The following is a 15,258-nucleotide window of genomic DNA, read 5'->3' on the forward strand; positions in this document are numbered from 1 at the left end:
CGGAAGCCATAGGGCTTCCGGCGCAACCCCAGCCAGCGCGGGCGCCAGACCCGCGCGAGGAGACATGCAATGCCCCATCCGACCACGCCGGGCGCGGACCCGCGCCTGGCCCCCCTGTACCGCAAGATCACGTGGCGCCTGCTGCCCTTCTTGCTGCTCTGTTACGTCTTTGCCTATCTGGACCGCATCAACATCGGCTTCGCCAAGCTGCAGATGCAGCAGGACATCGGCATTTCCGACGCCGTCTACGGCTTGGGTGCCGGCATCTTCTTCCTGGGCTATGTCCTGTTCGAAGTGCCCAGCAACCTGCTGCTGACCCGCATCGGCGCGCGCCGCACGATCAGCCGCATCATGGTGCTGTGGGGCCTGACCTCGGCCTCGATGCTGTTCGTGCAGGGCGAATGGAGCTTCTACATCCTGCGCTTCATGCTGGGGGTGTTCGAAGCCGGCTTCGCGCCCGGCATGATCTTCTATCTGACCTACTGGTATTCGCAGTCGCGCATGGCCGGCGTCATGGCGGTGGTGATGCTGGCCGGCCCCATCGGCGGCATCGTCGGCGGCCCGGTATCGGCCTGGATCATGACGGCGTTCTCGGGTGCGCACGGCCTGGACGGCTGGCAATGGATGTTCCTGCTGGAAGGCCTGCCCTGCGTACTGCTGGGCGTGGTGGCCTACCGCTACCTGGACGACAAGCCGGCCGAGGCCAAGTGGCTCAGCGCCGAGGAAAAGACGCTGCTGGCGGCCGACCTGGAAACGCGCGGCGCGCAGCAGAAGCATGCCTTCAAGCAGGTGCTGCGCGACCCCGCCATCTACGGCATGGCCCTGACGTACTTCTGCCTGATCTGCGGCATCTATGCCGTGAGCTTCTGGCTGCCCACCCTGCTCAAGCTGGCCGGCGTGCAGGACACCATGGAAATCGGCCTGTATTCCGCCATTCCCTACATCGCCGCGGCCGCCTTCATGCTGTGGTTCGCGCGCAGCTCGGACCGCATGCAGGAACGGCGCTGGCACACGCTGATTCCTGCCCTGCTGGCCGGCGTATCGCTGTGCGTGGCCACCGCCGCGCCCACGCAATTCGCGCTATCCCTGACAGCCATCACGCTGGCCACGGGCTTCATGTGGGCCTCCTACACGGTATTCTGGGCAATTCCTTCGCAGTACCTCAAAGGAGAGGCAGCAGCCGGCGGCATCGCGCTCATCAACAGCATCGGACTGCTCGGCGGCTTCCTCAGCCCGTCCATCATCGGCTGGTCCAAGCAGGCCACCGGCACGCTGGCTGGCGGCCTGTACGTGATTTCCGCCTTGCTGGTGGCAGGCGCCCTGCTGCTGCTGGTGAACCGTCCGCCCCGTCCCGCGCCCGCCAGCGTCTGAAGTCCAATCCACAGGAAACGATCATGCATATTCTGGTTGCTGGCTTCCAGCACGAAACCAACACCTTTGCGCCCTCGCTCGCCGCCTACGACAACTTCGTGCGCGGCGAAGGCTTCCCGGCCATGGTGCGCGGCAAGGACATGCTGGCGCTGCGCGAGGTCAACATTCCCGCCGGCGGCTTCATCAACGCGGTGCTGGCCCAGGGCCACACGGTGGAAACCGTGATCTGGGCGGGCGCCAGCCCCTCGGCCCACGTCACGCGCGACGCCTATGAACGGATCGCCGGCGAAATCCTGGAGGCCGCCCGCAACGGCGGCTACGACGCCATCTACCTCGACCTGCACGGCGCCATGGTCGCCGAGCACCTGGACGATGGCGAAGGCGAACTGCTGGCGCGCATGCGCCAGATCGTCGGGCCCGGCGTGCCGGTGATCGCCAGCCTGGACCTGCACGCCAACGTCACCGCGCAAATGCTGCAGGAAGCCGACGGCCTGGCCGCGTTCCGCACCTACCCGCACGTGGACATGGCCGACACCGGCGTACACGCGGCGCGCCTGCTGCAGGCCCGCATCGCAGCCGGCGGTAACTGGAGCCGCAGCGAGCGCCGCCTGCCCTTCCTGATTCCGATCAACGGCATGTGCACGATGCTGCAGCCGTCCAAGGGAGTGTACGAACTGCTGGAAAGCCTGGAGCAGACCCCCGGTGTGGCCTCCATCTCGTTCGCGCCCGGGTTTCCGGCGGCGGACTTCCCTGAGTGCGGCCCGGTGGTCTGGGCCTACGGCACCGACGCAGCGGCGGTCGACCGCGTGACCGAATCCCTCTACCAGCGCGTGCTGGAATTGGAACCGCAATGGTCGCCCGACTTCCTCGAACCGTCCGAGGCCGTGCGCCGCGCGCAAGCCCTGGCGGCGGGCGCATCGCGTCCCGTGGTCATCGCGGATACGCAAGACAACCCGGGCGCGGGCGGCGACGCCAACACCACCGGCATGCTGCGCGCGCTGGTGGACGCCGATGCGCAAAACGCCGCGCTAGGGTTGTTCTGCGACCCTGAAGCCGTGCGCCAGGCCACAGCGGCCGGAATCGGCAGCAAGGTCCGGCTGAGCTTGGGCGGCCAATCCGGCGTGGCCGGCGACTCGGCCTTCGAAGGCGAATTCCTGGTCGAAACCCTGTCGCCCGGCAAGCTGCGCTTTGACGGGCCGATGATGAACGGCATGGATGTGGACCTGGAGGCGGTGGCCGGCCTGCGGATCGGCGGCGTGCGGGTGGTGGTCAGCGCCACCAAGTCGCAAATGCTGGACCGCAACCTGTTCCGCGTGGGCGGCGTGCAGCCCGAGGAGATGGCGATACTGGTGGTGAAGAGTTCCGTGCACTTCCGCGCGGACTTCCAGCCCATCGCCCACGAAGTGCTGGTGGCCAAGGCGCCCGGCCCCATGCAGGCCGATCCGGCCGACCTGCCCTGGACCCGGCTGCAGCCGGGCATCCGCGTGCGTCCGCAAGGCAAGCCGTTCTCCTATTGAGCGCCGCCCCCGCCGCGCGTCGGCGGGGTTTGCTTTCACGCAGCGCAGTGGCAGACTGGCGGCATGAAGAAGCTCTTTACGCTCGCCTATCCCCGCCTCGGCGCGCCGGACTCCGATTTCATCGAGGAGTTCCGGCGCCAGCATGACGGCCAGCACCCGCTGGTGAAGGCGCACTTCACCATGGCGTTCGGCTGCGCGGGCATCGATGAACAAGCCTACCAACTGCACCTCGAAGAGGTCGCCCGCCTGCACGGCCCGATAGACTTCGTCTGCCGCTACGCCATGCTGGGCGCGGATGCGGCGCATGCGTATGTGCACCTGGTCCCCGACGAAGGCCACAGCCAATTGGCGCGCCTGCACGACGCCTTGTACCGCCAGGTGCTGGCGCCGACCTTGCGCCTGGATCTCCCCTATGTGCCGCACATCACCCTGGGGTCGTCCACCAACCGGACGCTGATGAAGTCCCTGTGCGACGAACTGAACCGCAACGGACTCGACATCCGCGGTTCGGTCGACCGCTTGACGATGGCGGTCCTGGAAAACGGCGCCATCACCGACCTTATGTCGGCGCGCCTTTCCGGCTGAAGGGCGGGACCGCGCCCGCCCCTGCGCGGCGGCCTACTTCAGCTTGGCCTGCGGACTGACGAAATCCTCCAGCGTCAGGCCCTTTTCCTTCAAGATGGCTTCCAGCAGCGGTTGCAGCTTGCCCAGGCTTTCCTGCACGGTTTCGCGCACGGTATCGACCACCACCTGGGTGCTGCGCTCGATCTCGATGTTGACGAAATCACCCACCTGCTTGTCCTCGAACACGGTCATGCGGCGGGTTTCCGGAATCAGCCAGACCTCGAACCAGCCTTCGACGCGATTGACTTCGGACACGGTCAGGCTGGCGCCGTTGATGGCGATATAGCCCTTGGCGAAGACGTACTTGCGGAATGCCTCGGGGATGCTGAAGCGCATCAGGCGGTTGGTGTCGGACGACTTCACCATCACGACTTCGGAGGTGAAATCCACGTGTCCGGACAAGGGGTGGCCGCCGATCTCGGCGCCATCCTTGGCGGCCCGCTCGACGTTGGCGCGGCCGCCCTCGTGGTAACTGCCCAGCGTGGTGATGGCCAGGCTTTGCAGCATGACGTCGAAGGTGGCCTGGTTCTCGGACAGGATTTCCGTGACGGTCAGGCAGACGCCATCCGTCGACACGCTGGCGCCGATCGCCAGGTCCTCGCAAAAACCAGGGGGGAAATCCAGCGTGAACGTGCGCAGGCCTTCGCGATCCGCGATCTTGGCGATCTTCGCGGTGCCTTGAACAATACCGGTGAACATACGGATCCTGAATGCGGGGCGGCGCGCCCCTGAAGCAAAACATCAACGTTAACCGATATTTTGCCAGGGGCCCCGCTGCCCGCAAGCCAGGATCAGTGGCGGATGGCGATCGTCTTCAGGGTGGTGAAGCCGTACAGCGCTTCAAAGCCCTTCTCGCGGCCATAGCCCGATTGGCGCGAACCGCCGAAGGGCAGTTCAACGCCCCCGCCCGCGCCGTAGTTATTGATGAACACCTGGCCGGCGCGCAGCTTGCGCGCCAAGCGCAGCTGGCGGCCGCCGTCGCGGGTCCAGACGCCGGCCACCAGGCCATACAGCGTGCCGTTGGCGATTGCCAGCGCCTCTTCCTCGGTGTCGAACACCATGGCGGCCAAAACCGGCCCGAAGACTTCTTCCTGCGCCAGGCGGCTGTTGGGCGGCACGTCGCGGAACAGCACCGGAGGCTGGTAGAAGCCGGCCTCGGGCGTGCCTTCCTTGAGCTGGCCGCGGGCGGCGACCTTCATGCCTTCGGCCTCGGCTTCGGCCAGGAAGCCGCGCACGCGGTCCTGCTGACGCGCGTTGATCAGCGGCCCCACGTCCAGGTCGGCCGCGGCCGGACCGGTCACGGTGGCCGAGAAGGCCTCGGACAGACGCTTGAGCACGGTCTCGTACACGCCGCGCTGGATCAGCACGCGGCTGCCGGCCGAGCAGGTCTGGCCCGCATTCTGGATGATGGCGGCCAGCAGCACCGGCATGGCGGCGTCCAGGTCGGCATCGTCGAACACGATCTGGGGCGACTTGCCTCCCAGTTCCAGCGTGACCGGCACGTGGTTTTCGGCGGCGGCATGCGCCACCATCTTGCCCGTCTGCGGCGAACCCGTGAACGAGATATGGTCGATGCCAGGGTGCGCGGACAGCGCCGCGCCGGCTTCATGGCCGTAGCCCGTGCAAATATTCAGGGCGCCGGCCGGAAGGCCTGCCTCAGCGGCGATTTCCGCCAGCTTCAGCAGCGACAGGCAGGCATCCTCGGCTGGCTTGACCACGCAGGCATTGCCTGCGGCCAAGGCCGCGCCCACGCTGCGGCCGAAGATCTGCAGCGGGTAGTTCCACGGCACGATATGGCCGGTGACGCCATGCGCTTCGCGCACCGTCAGCACGGTGAAACCCGGGGTGTAGGGAATGGTCTCGCCGTGCAGCTTGTCGACCGCACCGGCATAGAACTCGAAGTAGCGCGCCACGGCGGCGGCGTCGGCGCGCGCCTGCTTGATGGGCTTGCCGGTGTCGGCCGATTCCAGCTGCGCCAGCTCTTCCTGGCGGTCCAGCAGCGCGAAGGCAATGCGCATCAAGAGGCGGCTGCGCGCGGCGGGCGCCATCTGGCCCCACTCGCCTTCAAAAGCCTCGCGCGCCGCGGTCACGGCGCGGTCCACGTCCTCGGCGGTCGAACGCGCGATCGCCTCGAAAGGCGCGCCATCGGACGGGTTCAGGACGGGAATGGTTGCGCCGGTGGCGGCTTCCACCCATTGGTTGGCGATAAAGTTCTTCTGAGTCACGATGTGCGGAGTAAAGTAGCGGCCGGACGGCCGGTTGCGGGAAATTGGCGTCGCGCGCGAGTCGCGTTCTGGTTTCGAGCCAAGGTACGGGAGCGGCTCTTAACTTGTCAATTGAATTGACAGCTTTTGTCCCAAGGGTCAGGATATTTTCTGTTCACCTGGGGTAATCCCTAATAATTCAGTGGCTTAACGCCACCCCGGATTTGTCACGGCGACTGACAAGCCCGGGTATATAGATAGAGCAGGAGCGCCCATGAGCAATGTCCGTGATCCGCAGCTTGAATCGCTGCTGGAAGCCGTGAACCGCCCCCGTCCCGAACTGGACGTGCTGGCGGAAGTGGCCTCGGGCCTGGGCTATGTGCGCGCCGAACGCTTTGCCGAGCGCGTCTACGAAAGCCTGTTCTATGCCATCGCCACCGGCAAGATCGCGCCTGGCAGCAAGCTGCCCACGGAACTGGAGCTGGCGGCCCTGTTCGAAGTCTCGCGGCCAGTCGTGCGCCAGGCGCTGGACCGGCTGCGCGAGGACCAGTTGGTGGATTCCATCCGCGGCTCGGGCAGCTATGTGCGCGCCAAGCCCGACCTGATGGGCGGCATGCCCGCAGTGGACCCCGCGCGCCGCGTCGGCCACATCCTGGAAGGCCTGGAACTGCGCATGGTGATCGAGCCCGAATGCGCCTACCTGGCCGCCCTGCGCCGCACCGACGAAGACCTGCGCGACATGGACCGCATGCTGACCGGCTACGAAGAAGCCGACGCCTCCGGCGCCATCGCCCACCACCACGACTACGGATTCCACCGCGCCATTGCCGCAGCCACCAGCAACCAGCGCTTCGTGCAGGTGCTGAAGTCGCTGGAGTACGACGTCAGCCACGCCGTGAACGTCATGCGCCACCTGGTCCACAGCCAGCCCTGGAAGCGCACCCGAGCCGCCATCGAGGAACACCGCCACATCTACCGGCTGATCCAGGAGCAGGACGCCGAAGGCGCGCGCAACGTCATGCGCGCCCATATCGAAAAAGCCCGCAGCCGCATGCTCAACAGCGGCTCGGAACACTAAGCAGGAAGCCTTAACTACATGTCATCGCAGCAACGCCCGTCCCTGGACCTGAACCAGCAGCTCGTCATCGTCACCGGCGCCAGCCGCGGCCTGGGCGCCGCCATTGCGCGCGCCTTCCTGCGCGAAGGCGCCAAGGTCATCGTCAATTATCTGAACAGCGCCGAGCGCGCGCAGGCCCTGGCCGCCAGCGCGCCGGACCGCGCCCTCGCGCTGCAAGCCGACGTGCGCGATCCGGCCGCCGTCGCGGCCATGTTCGCGCAGGCCAGCGCGCATTTCGGCCAGCCCGTGGCCACGGTCGTCAACAACGCCCTGCCCGCCTTCCAGTTCAATGGCGATGCCCGCCCGCATGCCGGCGCGCTCGACTGGGCGCAGATGAACGCGCAGCTGGAAGGCAGCGTGCGCGCCGCGCTCAACACCACCCAGGCGGCCCTGCCCGGCATGCGCGCCGCAGGCGGCGGACGCATCATCAACGTGGGTACCAACCTGGTCCAGAACCCGGTAGTGCCATACCACGACTACACTGCGGCGAAAGCCGCGCTGCTGGCCTTCACCCGCACTTTGTCGCACGAGCTCGGCGCCGACGGCATCACCGTCAACATGGTTTCGGGCGGCTTGCTGCGCACCACCGACGCCTCGGCGGCCACGCCGGACGCGGTCTTCGACATGATTGCCGCCGGCACGCCGCTGCGCGAGGTCACCACGCCTGAGCAATTCGCCGACGCCGTGCTGTTCTTCGCCAGCCCCTGGTCGCGCGCGGTGACGGGGCAGAACCTGATCGTCGACGGCGGACTGGTGAAGGGCTGAGCGATGAGGCGCCTGGCTGGCGCCGCGTCTTTCTGGTGGGCGCGCGGCGCTATGCCTGCAAGCGCCTGGCGCTGATTTCGACGGCCGCGTACTTGATGCCCTTGAGCGCGGCGTCCTCGGTCACGAAGGCGGAATCGCCTACGCCTATCCGCGTCCATGCGCGGCCTGGCGCGGTGCGCACCCAGGCCTCGTAGCCCTGCTGCGCCGCCAGAGGCCTGAGTTCGTATTCGAGTTGGTGGCCATTCAGCCTGATCACGCCGGTTCTCATTGTTTTCTCCCCGCGCCTCAGCGCCGGCCCGCGATGGCGCAGGCGCGCATCACGCTGCGTCCCGGACCCATCTTGGGCGTTCCCTGATAGTCGTGCGCCCGCACCACCTCCGACACACGCCGTCCATCCGCCATCCATTGGCGGGCGACGCTGACGACATCAGTGAACTCGGGTTGCGGCCCATCCAGCAGCCACCCCACGATGGGGGCACCGGGAATGCCAGCCACGCCAGGAGAAATCTGATCCAAATCAAGGGGCTTCATACTCCTCTCCGTTCAGGGAACTGTAGGGAGCGTAGACGCCACATCAGGTCTCAGGCATTAGAAAACCGCAAGAAATAGAACATTTTGTATATCCACCGCTCTCAACCTGGGCCGATCATCCCCGGCAGGCCGCCGCGAGCTTCGCGGAAATAAACATTCACACATAAACTATCTGGGTGATGCGGACGAACGGCCGCATCCGCCGGCCGGCCGCCTCCCACCTCTTATTGCGCGGCGGCCAGCTCGGCGGGTGCCGATTTCACCGGCTTGCATCCAGCCGGAGTTTCGACTGCCACGACCTGACCGTTTTCCATCCGGATCAGGCGATCGGCCAGATGGAAGTAGCGGTCGTCATGCGAGATCACCAGCACCGCCTTGCCGCGAGCCCGCAGCTCCGGCAGCAGCTCGCGGTAGAACACTTCCTTAAACAGCGGATCCTGGTCGGCGGCCCATTCGTCGAACAACAGGAAGGGCCGATCCTCCAGATAGGCCACCACCAGCGCCAGGCGCTTGCGCTGTCCCTGCGACAAGGCCCGCGTGGTGAAGGCGCCGTCGCGCACCTGTGCCTTGTGCTGCAGATGCAGCTTCTCCAACAAGGCGTTGCCTTGCACGTCCAGTTCGGAGGAGGCGGCGTCAAGCATGTGATCGAATAGGTAGAAATCCGAGAAAATCGTCGAGAAGATCTGGCGATAGCGATCACGGTTGGCGTCGTCCACCGGCGCGCCATTGAGCAGGATGGCACCCTGCTCCGGCCGATACAGGCCTGCCAGCAATTTGGCCAGCGTCGTCTTGCCGCTGCCATTGCCCCCGACCAGGTAGGTGATCTGCCCCGGGGAAAAATCCAGGTCCATCGGCCCGAGGGTAAACAGGTCGTCGGTACCTTCGTGGTAGTAGCGGTGGCAAACGCCACGCAGCGTCAGACTGGCCAAATCTTCTGCCGCGACAGGCGCGGCCTCGCCCTCATCGTGTTCGAGCTGCGCCGTGATCTCGTCGATGCGCGCGCCGGATACCTGAGCCAGGTTGGCGCGCGGCAAGGCGATCAGCAAATTTTCCAAGGGCCCCACGATGTAGACGAAGATCAGCGCAAAACCGGTCACGATGCTGGCCCGGTCGGGCACATCGCCCACCAGCGCGAACAGCGTCAGCCCGATGAAACCGTAGAGCAGGAAATTGCCCCAGGCGGATGAGACCAGGAAGATCGACATGCCAAGCACGCGTTCGCGTCGCACCGTCTCGATCGAGCGGCCCAGCACATCGTCCGAGAAGCGGCGGCGCTTGGCGGCATGCAGGCGCAATTCCTTGGCGCCTTCGATCAGCGAACGAAAATGGCCGAACAGGCGATCCTGCTCCTTGGAGGCTACGTCCAGATGCCGGATCGCGCGCAGATGCGCCAGGTGATAGCCCAGCGAACCCAGGCCGATGACCAGCACGGCCGCCAGGAAGACCTGCCAGGACAGCCAGGCCATGTAGGCCAGGCACCCCGCCACGATGATGGCGTTGACCAGGATTGTCGGGAAACTCACGAAGAAGTCGGCCACCCGCGCGCTGTGCTCCGACAAGGCCGATTGCACCTTGGGGCCGCCGATCTCCTCCAGCCGCCGGTAGTCCGCCGCGATCACGCGCGCGGAGATGAAGCGCCGGAGATCGGCGTGCGCACGTTGGTTCAGGCGCTCGAACAGCACCGAAGCCAGCATCTGGCTGAACATGGCCGCCAGCGCAAACGCGGCGAAGCGCCAAGCCAGCGTCGCGCGCTCAGCCGAAGTGGATGCGGTCAAGGCCGCATTGATCTGCGTGAGCAGCAGCACGCTGCACACGCCGTTGGCGACACTGGCCACTGCCGCGGCGGCCAGCAGCTTGCGCGACTGTCGAATCAGGTAGGAAAGCAAGGGGATCGCCTCGGACGGGGATAGGAAGGAATGCGGGCACCATGCACACAGTCCCACATCTAGACGGACCAGCCGTCCATCTTGTTTAGGCAAGCAGGCATGCGGACGACATTGCCGCGATTGATCGCGGCAATGTCGTCCCGTCATCGCCAAGCCGACCTCAAGGAAGCAAGCGCAACCGGTCCAAGGCAGGATCGCGCGCGATCTCCTCCTCCTTGGCCACATAGCGACGCGTTCCCAGCGCCCCATCCAGCGGCCATCCCTTGTCGCTAAACTCCAGCGCCGTTGCTGCCAATGCCTTGGCCGCCGCAGCCAAGCCCGCGCGCAGCCTGCCGGGGGTATCCAGGGGCGCATCGCTGGAAAAGGCCACGCCATAAAGTTCCTCTGCCGGGATCTGTTCCAGTCGGGCCCAGAGCGCCTCCCAAAGCAAGGCGCCGCGATCATTGCCGTCCGCCTTGTTCTGCCAGCGGCGCAGGATGTCGCACGCCCGACCTATATCGACTGTACGCGGTGCCGGTGCCCCCTGCAGCAATCCGTTCGGCCCCGCCTCTGCCGCCAGAGCTTCGGCATCCAGTTCACCCTCCGGCAGGACGCACGCTTGCGTCAGCACCTCATCCTTGAACAACACGGCCGAATAGGCGCGGGGCGTCAACACCTCCCGCATCAGGCGCTTGCTCAAGGCTTCAGCCGACCCCATCCGCGCCTGGATCAAGTCGAGCGCGATGCGGTGCCCACAGCCTTCCCCGCAGCCCCAGCGGCCGGCGCTCGCCGCCGAGCAACGCGGGATATCCCTCCAGCGGCTGGCGGCTATTGCTGAGCCAATAGCTGTCGTTCATATTGGCCACATAGTCTTTGCGCAGCAGCCAGGGCATCGCCGCAACCGGCATGGCCCTCGCCTGCGCCGCGGCCGGATCGAGCCACCAATCGCAATCCGAGCGGCTGCCGTCAAGGACCGGCGTCAGCGGATCCACACTCGCGAAACCCGCCGCCAGCGGCGTCGCGCAAGCCTGGCACAGTTCGTCCGGGACATTGGGTACCGCGCCCACGTCGGCGTACCATACCCGGCCGTCGGCGCCGTGCTCGCCCCGGCCTATGGCCACGGTATTGACCCATGGCACAGCCGCCTCCCGGCGCTGGAGATCGATGAAGTCATCCAGGGACTTCGCCTGATTCCAGTAGAAGAAATTGCGGAAGATGCGAAAGTTGACCGGTAGCGCCGAACACGTCGCCCAGGACAAGCAAATCCTGCTGCAGCTTCCCATGCGTCCGGACGGCAGCCCCAATCCCCTTTTCGGTCGACGGCGCACCTCTCTGCGCGTGGAGAATGGCGCCGCGGCGCCCATCCACCTCCACCGCCAATGTTGCCTGTTCTATCGCTTGCCCGGCCAAAGCTATTGCGACGCTTGTCCCTTGGAGCCAGAACACAGGAGTGCGACGAAGCCGGTCATCAAGACTAATCACCGCTGAAGCCGCGGACCGCTGGCCCAGCTCCTAAACAAACTCCTGCGCTCACCGTCTAGATATCTGCAACCCGGCCTCCTGGTCCGCTTGCCGCCAAACTTGGCCCCCGTGCAGTGCCAGTCCAATCTGAACTAGGAGTGCGTCATTGGCCATTCATGACTTCATCGGTATCGGCTTCGGTCCGTCCAATCTCGCCCTGGCCATCGCCCTGGAGGAACACCGACATGACGGAGCCCCGAGCGTCAGTTCGCTCTTCATCGAACAGCAATCGCAGTTCGCCTGGCACCCGGACATGGCACTCGATCATGCGCACATGCAGGTCTCCTTCCTCAAAGATCTGGTCACCCTGCGCAATCCGACCAGCCGCTACACCTTCGTCAACTATCTGCACGAGAAACGGCGGCTGCAGGATTTCATCAATCTCAAGACCTTCTTCCCAAGCCGCCACGAATTCAACGACTACTTCGCCTGGGCCGCGGCCCAATTTGAAGACCGTTGCGCCTATGGCGAAACCGTGTACGAGGTCCTGCCGGAGAAGCAAGGCGGCGCAGTTCGCCTGCTGCGAGTGCGTTCACGCAACCACGCCGGAGACGTCCACGAACGTCTGGCCCGTAACCTGGTGGTAAGCATAGGCGGGAGCCCCCATATCCCCGAGAGCTTCCGTCGCTTCCGCGACGACCCCCGGCTCTTCCATTCCCACAGTTACCTGGACAGTATCGCCACCAACGCCAACGCCCGCAAAATCGCGGTCATCGGCGCCGGCCAGAGCGCCGCGGAAATATTCATGGACCTCCACGGCCGACCCGGCGCTCCCCAAGTCGATCTGATCATGCGCGCCCGCGCCATCAAACCGTCCGACGACAGCCCCTTCGTCAACGAAATCTTCAACACCGACTTCGTCGACCACATGTATAGCCGAACACCGGCCGAGCGTCAGGAGTTGTTGCGCGAGTTCCGCCATACCAACTATGCCAGCCCGGACCTCGACCTGATCCAGCAGATCTTCAAGGTTGTTTACGAGCAAAAGGTCAAGGCGCAGGCGCGGCACCGGATCCTGCCTCGCCACGAAATCAGGGATGCACGCGCCGATGAAGACGGCGTCCACCTGACTCTCAACGACCTGAATGACAGACAAAGCAGCACCGTTCGCTATGACGCAGTCGTGCTGGCCACCGGCTACGAACGCCAGCAGCACAAGTCCATACTCGCCGCCCTGGCTCCCCAGCTCGGCGATTTCCACGTCGACCGCAAGTACCGTGTCAAGACTTCTCCGGATTTCCATCCTGCCATCTTCTTGCAGGGCGCCAGCGAACTGACACACGGACTGAGCGACACGCTGTTGTCCGTGACGGCAGTGCGCACGGGAGAGATCGGGACTGCCATGCTGGCAAGAACGCAGCCTGCTGAGCATCGGGCAGTAGCTGGCGCACTCTGAACCAGGAACCAGGTGATGCTTACTTCAGTCGCTACCTCAACCCGCAAGCTCCCCACTCCGGATGAAGAGCTTGCGATTCGGCACAACGCCCTGAACCATCCCTATACGTTGGCTTCGAATGCGCTCCTGGAACGGCAGGCCGCCCGCGAATCCAACGCGCGCAGCTACCCCCGCCGCCTGCCACTGGCGCTCAAGCGGGCGCATGGGATCTATGTGGAAGACGTGGACGGCCGGGTATTCATCGATTGCCTGGCCGGCGCCGGAACATTAGCGTTGGGCCACAACCATCCGGTCGTCATTGACGCGATCCATCAGGTGCTGAGGGATGGCCTCCCCCTACACACGTTGGACCTCACCACGCCCGTCAAGGACCGCTTCGTTCAGGACCTCCTCGACACCCTGCCAACCGAGTTCGCGCGCGACGCGAAGGTGCAGTTTTGCGGCCCGTCGGGCTCCGACGCGGTCGAGGCCGCCCTGAAACTCGTGAAAACCGCAACCGGCTCCGGAACGATGCTGGCATTCCACGGCGCCTATCACGGCATGACCCAAGGAACCCTGCACCTGATGGGCAGTCTTGGACCCAAGAAGCCGCTCAACGCGATCCAGCAAGGGGTACAGTTCCTGCCCTACCCCTATGACTACCGCTGCCCATTCGGTTTGGGCGGCGATGCTGGCATCCGGGCCGGCCTGCGCTACATCGAAACGGTGCTGAATGACCCCGAAGGCGGTGTGCCGAAACCGGCGGGCATGATCTTCGAGGCGGTCCAGGGTGAAGGTGGAGTCATCCCCGCGCCTGAAGCCTGGATGCGCGGCATACGAGAGCTCAGCACCAAGGCCAGCGTCCCCCTCATCGTCGACGAAGTCCAATCCGGCTTCGGCCGTACCGGCAAGATGTTCGCCTTCGAGCACGCCGGCATCACCCCGGACGTGTTGGCGCTATCGAAAGCCATCGGCGGGAGCCTGCCCCTGGCCGTGGTCGTCTACCGAAGGGACCTGGACCAGTGGCAACCTGGAGCGCACGCGGGCACGTTCCGCGGCAACCAGATGGCGATGGCTGCCGGCTCCGCGACCATACGCTTCCTGCGTTCCGAGGGGTTGCACGAACACGCCAGCCAGGTCGGAGATCGACTGGCCAACGGACTCAGGCAATTGCAGCATCGTTTCCCTCAAATCGGCGACGTACGCGGCCGCGGCTTGATGATCGGCGTTGAAGTCATCAATCCCGAAGACAACCTGGACTACACAGGAAAACCAGCCGCAGCCCCAACGCTTGCGCGCACCCTCCAGACCGAATGCCTGCGCAGAGGGCTGATCATCGAACTCGGCGGCCGCCACGGCAGCGTCGTCCGCTTCCTGCCCCCGCTCATCATTACCGAGCGCCAGATCGACCATGTGCTCGAGATCTTCGCGGTTGCTCTGCAACACGCAACGACACTCCAGTAGAAAAGGCAAGGTTTGCCGCCCCCTATCCTCCCGATAGGCACAAAGGTCTTCCTACCTAGGCAAACCATCCCAACCATGCCTGCGCCACAAAGAAGCAATCACGCGAGAGAAATCCCTTCCGTACCACTCTCCCCTTCTTCCCAGCCTTCCAGGCCTGCCTGTTCAGCCTCGCAGTCGCAGGAGTCGCCCACGCCGAGGAATCGGCACGCTCATACCTCGGGCGTACATCGCGATGATCCGGTCATCGAACCCGGTGAAGCGCCGTTCGTGCTTGGAAATCAGGATCGGCTAGAAGGAGCCATCCCGGTCGCGGGGAAGCTCGACGCGCACTGGGCCACGCTCGGTCAGTAGGGTCTTGCCGCTGGCGCCGTTGCGTTCGTCGTCTTGGCCTTCAGGCTTATCTCCGCCTGGCCGGTACCCCAGATGAAGGTTCATCTCGGCGGCCATCGTCCGCTCGATCACTGCCTTCTGGAACGACCGGAACAGGTCTTGAACCTCGCTGGGCGTCATCGGTCCTTTGACCAGATGATCCAGCAACTCGGCCGGAACTTCAGGCAACGGCCCACGGGCCGCCGCCTGAGCGGCGGCTGTGCGTTTCTTCTTCATCGGCATATCCATGATCTTCGGTCCTCATCATATGCCCCGGACACAAAATCCCGGATAGATCCCGAAGCTCAGACAGCCAGCCATCCCCTCCCAGCGCCACCGTGTTGCCGCACCGGGAATAGCTAAACAAGCCCACGCTGATTACGTCTAGATACATGCTTGTGGCAGCGTAGCGCCACGAAACATCCCATTCCATTCGACTTCTCGATGAAAGACCACAGACCCCACTCCCCCATAAACAGATGCTTGCCGCCGCATCGCTATTCAAGCACGCCGTCCGGCTTGCCTGGACTACACA

The 15,258-nt window shown here is 65.0% G+C and carries 15 protein-coding genes and 1 pseudogene; 8 read left to right on the forward strand and 8 right to left on the reverse strand.

The genetic code is table 11. From position 1 onward, the window contains the following. Positions 1-69: 69 nt before the first annotated feature. The 3 genes from IPU70_RS09160 (at position 70) to IPU70_RS09170 (ending at position 3,473) form a co-directional block, all read left to right on the forward strand. The gene (locus IPU70_RS09160; protein ID WP_207466664.1) at positions 70-1,371 is read left to right on the forward strand and encodes an MFS transporter; all 1,302 of its coding nucleotides are present in this window, start codon (positions 70-72) and stop codon (positions 1,369-1,371) included. Between the two features lie 23 nt (positions 1,372-1,394). Further along, entirely contained in the window at positions 1,395-2,888 is a 1,494-nt protein-coding gene (locus IPU70_RS09165; protein ID WP_207466665.1) for a M81 family metallopeptidase, read from the forward strand. Between the two features lie 63 nt (positions 2,889-2,951). Continuing rightward, a complete protein-coding gene (locus IPU70_RS09170; protein WP_207466666.1) occupies positions 2,952-3,473 on the forward strand; it encodes a 2'-5' RNA ligase family protein in 522 nt (173 codons plus the stop codon). Between the two features lie 33 nt (positions 3,474-3,506). Here the strand turns inward: IPU70_RS09170 and IPU70_RS09175 are convergent, their stop codons facing one another. Both IPU70_RS09175 and IPU70_RS09180 read right to left on the reverse strand, forming a co-directional pair. Next, positions 3,507-4,211 carry a riboflavin synthase subunit alpha gene (locus IPU70_RS09175; RefSeq protein WP_207466667.1) on the reverse strand — a complete coding sequence of 235 codons (705 nt, stop codon included), beginning with the start codon at positions 4,209-4,211 and terminating at the stop codon, positions 3,507-3,509. A gap of 92 nt (positions 4,212-4,303) precedes the next feature. After that, complete coding sequence (locus IPU70_RS09180) at positions 4,304-5,740, reverse strand: aldehyde dehydrogenase family protein (RefSeq protein WP_207466993.1); 1,437 nt, start codon at positions 5,738-5,740, stop codon at positions 4,304-4,306. A 250-nt stretch (positions 5,741-5,990) separates the two neighbouring features. Between IPU70_RS09180 and IPU70_RS09185 the strand changes: the two genes are divergently transcribed. Together IPU70_RS09185 and IPU70_RS09190 are read left to right on the forward strand one after the other, a co-directional pair. Beyond that, positions 5,991-6,794 (forward strand): FadR/GntR family transcriptional regulator, encoded by an 804-nt coding sequence (locus IPU70_RS09185; RefSeq protein ID WP_013393250.1) that lies wholly within the window; start codon positions 5,991-5,993, stop codon positions 6,792-6,794. Positions 6,795-6,812: 18 nt separating this feature from the next. Next, positions 6,813-7,598: a 3-oxoacyl-ACP reductase gene (locus tag IPU70_RS09190; protein WP_207466668.1), complete on the forward strand. Its 786-nt coding sequence runs from the start codon at positions 6,813-6,815 to the stop codon at positions 7,596-7,598. Between the two features lie 49 nt (positions 7,599-7,647). Here IPU70_RS09190 and IPU70_RS09195 read toward each other — a convergent pair whose 3' ends face one another. The 5 genes from IPU70_RS09195 to IPU70_RS09215 all read right to left on the reverse strand — a co-directional run bounded on the left by IPU70_RS09195 (position 7,648) and on the right by IPU70_RS09215 (position 11,253). Next, the gene (locus tag IPU70_RS09195) at positions 7,648-7,854 is read right to left on the reverse strand and encodes a hypothetical protein (protein WP_207466669.1); all 207 of its coding nucleotides are present in this window, start codon (positions 7,852-7,854) and stop codon (positions 7,648-7,650) included. A 29-nt stretch (positions 7,855-7,883) separates the two neighbouring features. Then, on the reverse strand, positions 7,884-8,129 hold the full coding sequence (locus IPU70_RS09200; RefSeq protein ID WP_207466671.1) for a hypothetical protein: 246 nt from the start codon (positions 8,127-8,129) through the stop codon (positions 7,884-7,886). A gap of 224 nt (positions 8,130-8,353) precedes the next feature. Continuing rightward, entirely contained in the window at positions 8,354-10,015 is a 1,662-nt protein-coding gene (locus IPU70_RS09205; RefSeq protein ID WP_207466673.1) for a cyclic peptide export ABC transporter, read from the reverse strand. 160 nt (positions 10,016-10,175) lie between these two features. Further along, positions 10,176-10,694, reverse strand: a complete 519-nt coding sequence (locus IPU70_RS09210; protein ID WP_207466675.1) for a penicillin acylase family protein — start codon at positions 10,692-10,694, stop codon at positions 10,176-10,178. A gap of 4 nt (positions 10,695-10,698) precedes the next feature. Further along, on the reverse strand, positions 10,699-11,253 hold the full coding sequence (locus tag IPU70_RS09215; RefSeq protein WP_207466678.1) for a penicillin acylase family protein: 555 nt from the start codon (positions 11,251-11,253) through the stop codon (positions 10,699-10,701). Between the two features lie 22 nt (positions 11,254-11,275). On the opposite strand from IPU70_RS09215, the gene IPU70_RS09220 reads away from it, so the two are divergent. The 3 genes from IPU70_RS09220 (at position 11,276) to IPU70_RS09230 (ending at position 14,354) form a co-directional block, all read left to right on the forward strand. Beyond that, positions 11,276-11,482, forward strand: a complete 207-nt coding sequence (locus IPU70_RS09220) for a (2Fe-2S)-binding protein (RefSeq protein ID WP_242702398.1) — start codon at positions 11,276-11,278, stop codon at positions 11,480-11,482. Between the two features lie 139 nt (positions 11,483-11,621). Continuing rightward, positions 11,622-12,911 carry a lysine N(6)-hydroxylase/L-ornithine N(5)-oxygenase family protein gene (locus IPU70_RS09225; protein ID WP_207466682.1) on the forward strand — a complete coding sequence of 430 codons (1,290 nt, stop codon included), beginning with the start codon at positions 11,622-11,624 and terminating at the stop codon, positions 12,909-12,911. Positions 12,912-12,926: 15 nt separating this feature from the next. Beyond that, entirely contained in the window at positions 12,927-14,354 is a 1,428-nt protein-coding gene (locus IPU70_RS09230) for an aspartate aminotransferase family protein (protein WP_207466684.1), read from the forward strand. Positions 14,355-14,558: 204 nt separating this feature from the next. Here IPU70_RS09230 and IPU70_RS09235 read toward each other — a convergent pair. After that, positions 14,559-14,966: pseudogene (locus IPU70_RS09235) on the reverse strand (transposase); the annotation flags it as partial. Between the last annotated feature and the right edge of the window lie 292 nt (positions 14,967-15,258).

The sequence above is a fragment of the Achromobacter sp. SD115 genome (assembly GCF_017355315.1).
In the GTDB taxonomy this organism is placed as follows: Bacteria; Pseudomonadota; Gammaproteobacteria; order Burkholderiales; family Burkholderiaceae_B; genus Achromobacter; species Achromobacter xylosoxidans_B.

Excerpts from the sequence above, each read along its gene's own strand:
- IPU70_RS09160 (WP_207466664.1), top strand. The coding sequence starts at position 70 with ATGCCCCATCCGACCACGCCGGGCGCGGACCCGCGCCTGGCCCCCCTG.
- IPU70_RS09165 (WP_207466665.1), top strand. The coding sequence starts at position 1,395 with ATGCATATTCTGGTTGCTGGCTTCCAGCACGAAACCAACACCTTTGCG.
- IPU70_RS09170 (WP_207466666.1), top strand. The coding sequence starts at position 2,952 with ATGAAGAAGCTCTTTACGCTCGCCTATCCCCGCCTCGGCGCGCCGGAC.
- IPU70_RS09175 (WP_207466667.1), bottom strand. The coding sequence starts at position 4,211 with ATGTTCACCGGTATTGTTCAAGGCACCGCGAAGATCGCCAAGATCGCG.
- IPU70_RS09185 (WP_013393250.1), top strand. The coding sequence starts at position 5,991 with ATGAGCAATGTCCGTGATCCGCAGCTTGAATCGCTGCTGGAAGCCGTG.
- IPU70_RS09190 (WP_207466668.1), top strand. The coding sequence starts at position 6,813 with ATGTCATCGCAGCAACGCCCGTCCCTGGACCTGAACCAGCAGCTCGTC.
- IPU70_RS09200 (WP_207466671.1), bottom strand. The coding sequence starts at position 8,129 with ATGAAGCCCCTTGATTTGGATCAGATTTCTCCTGGCGTGGCTGGCATT.
- IPU70_RS09220 (WP_242702398.1), top strand. The coding sequence starts at position 11,276 with ATGCGTCCGGACGGCAGCCCCAATCCCCTTTTCGGTCGACGGCGCACC.
- IPU70_RS09230 (WP_207466684.1), top strand. The coding sequence starts at position 12,927 with ATGCTTACTTCAGTCGCTACCTCAACCCGCAAGCTCCCCACTCCGGAT.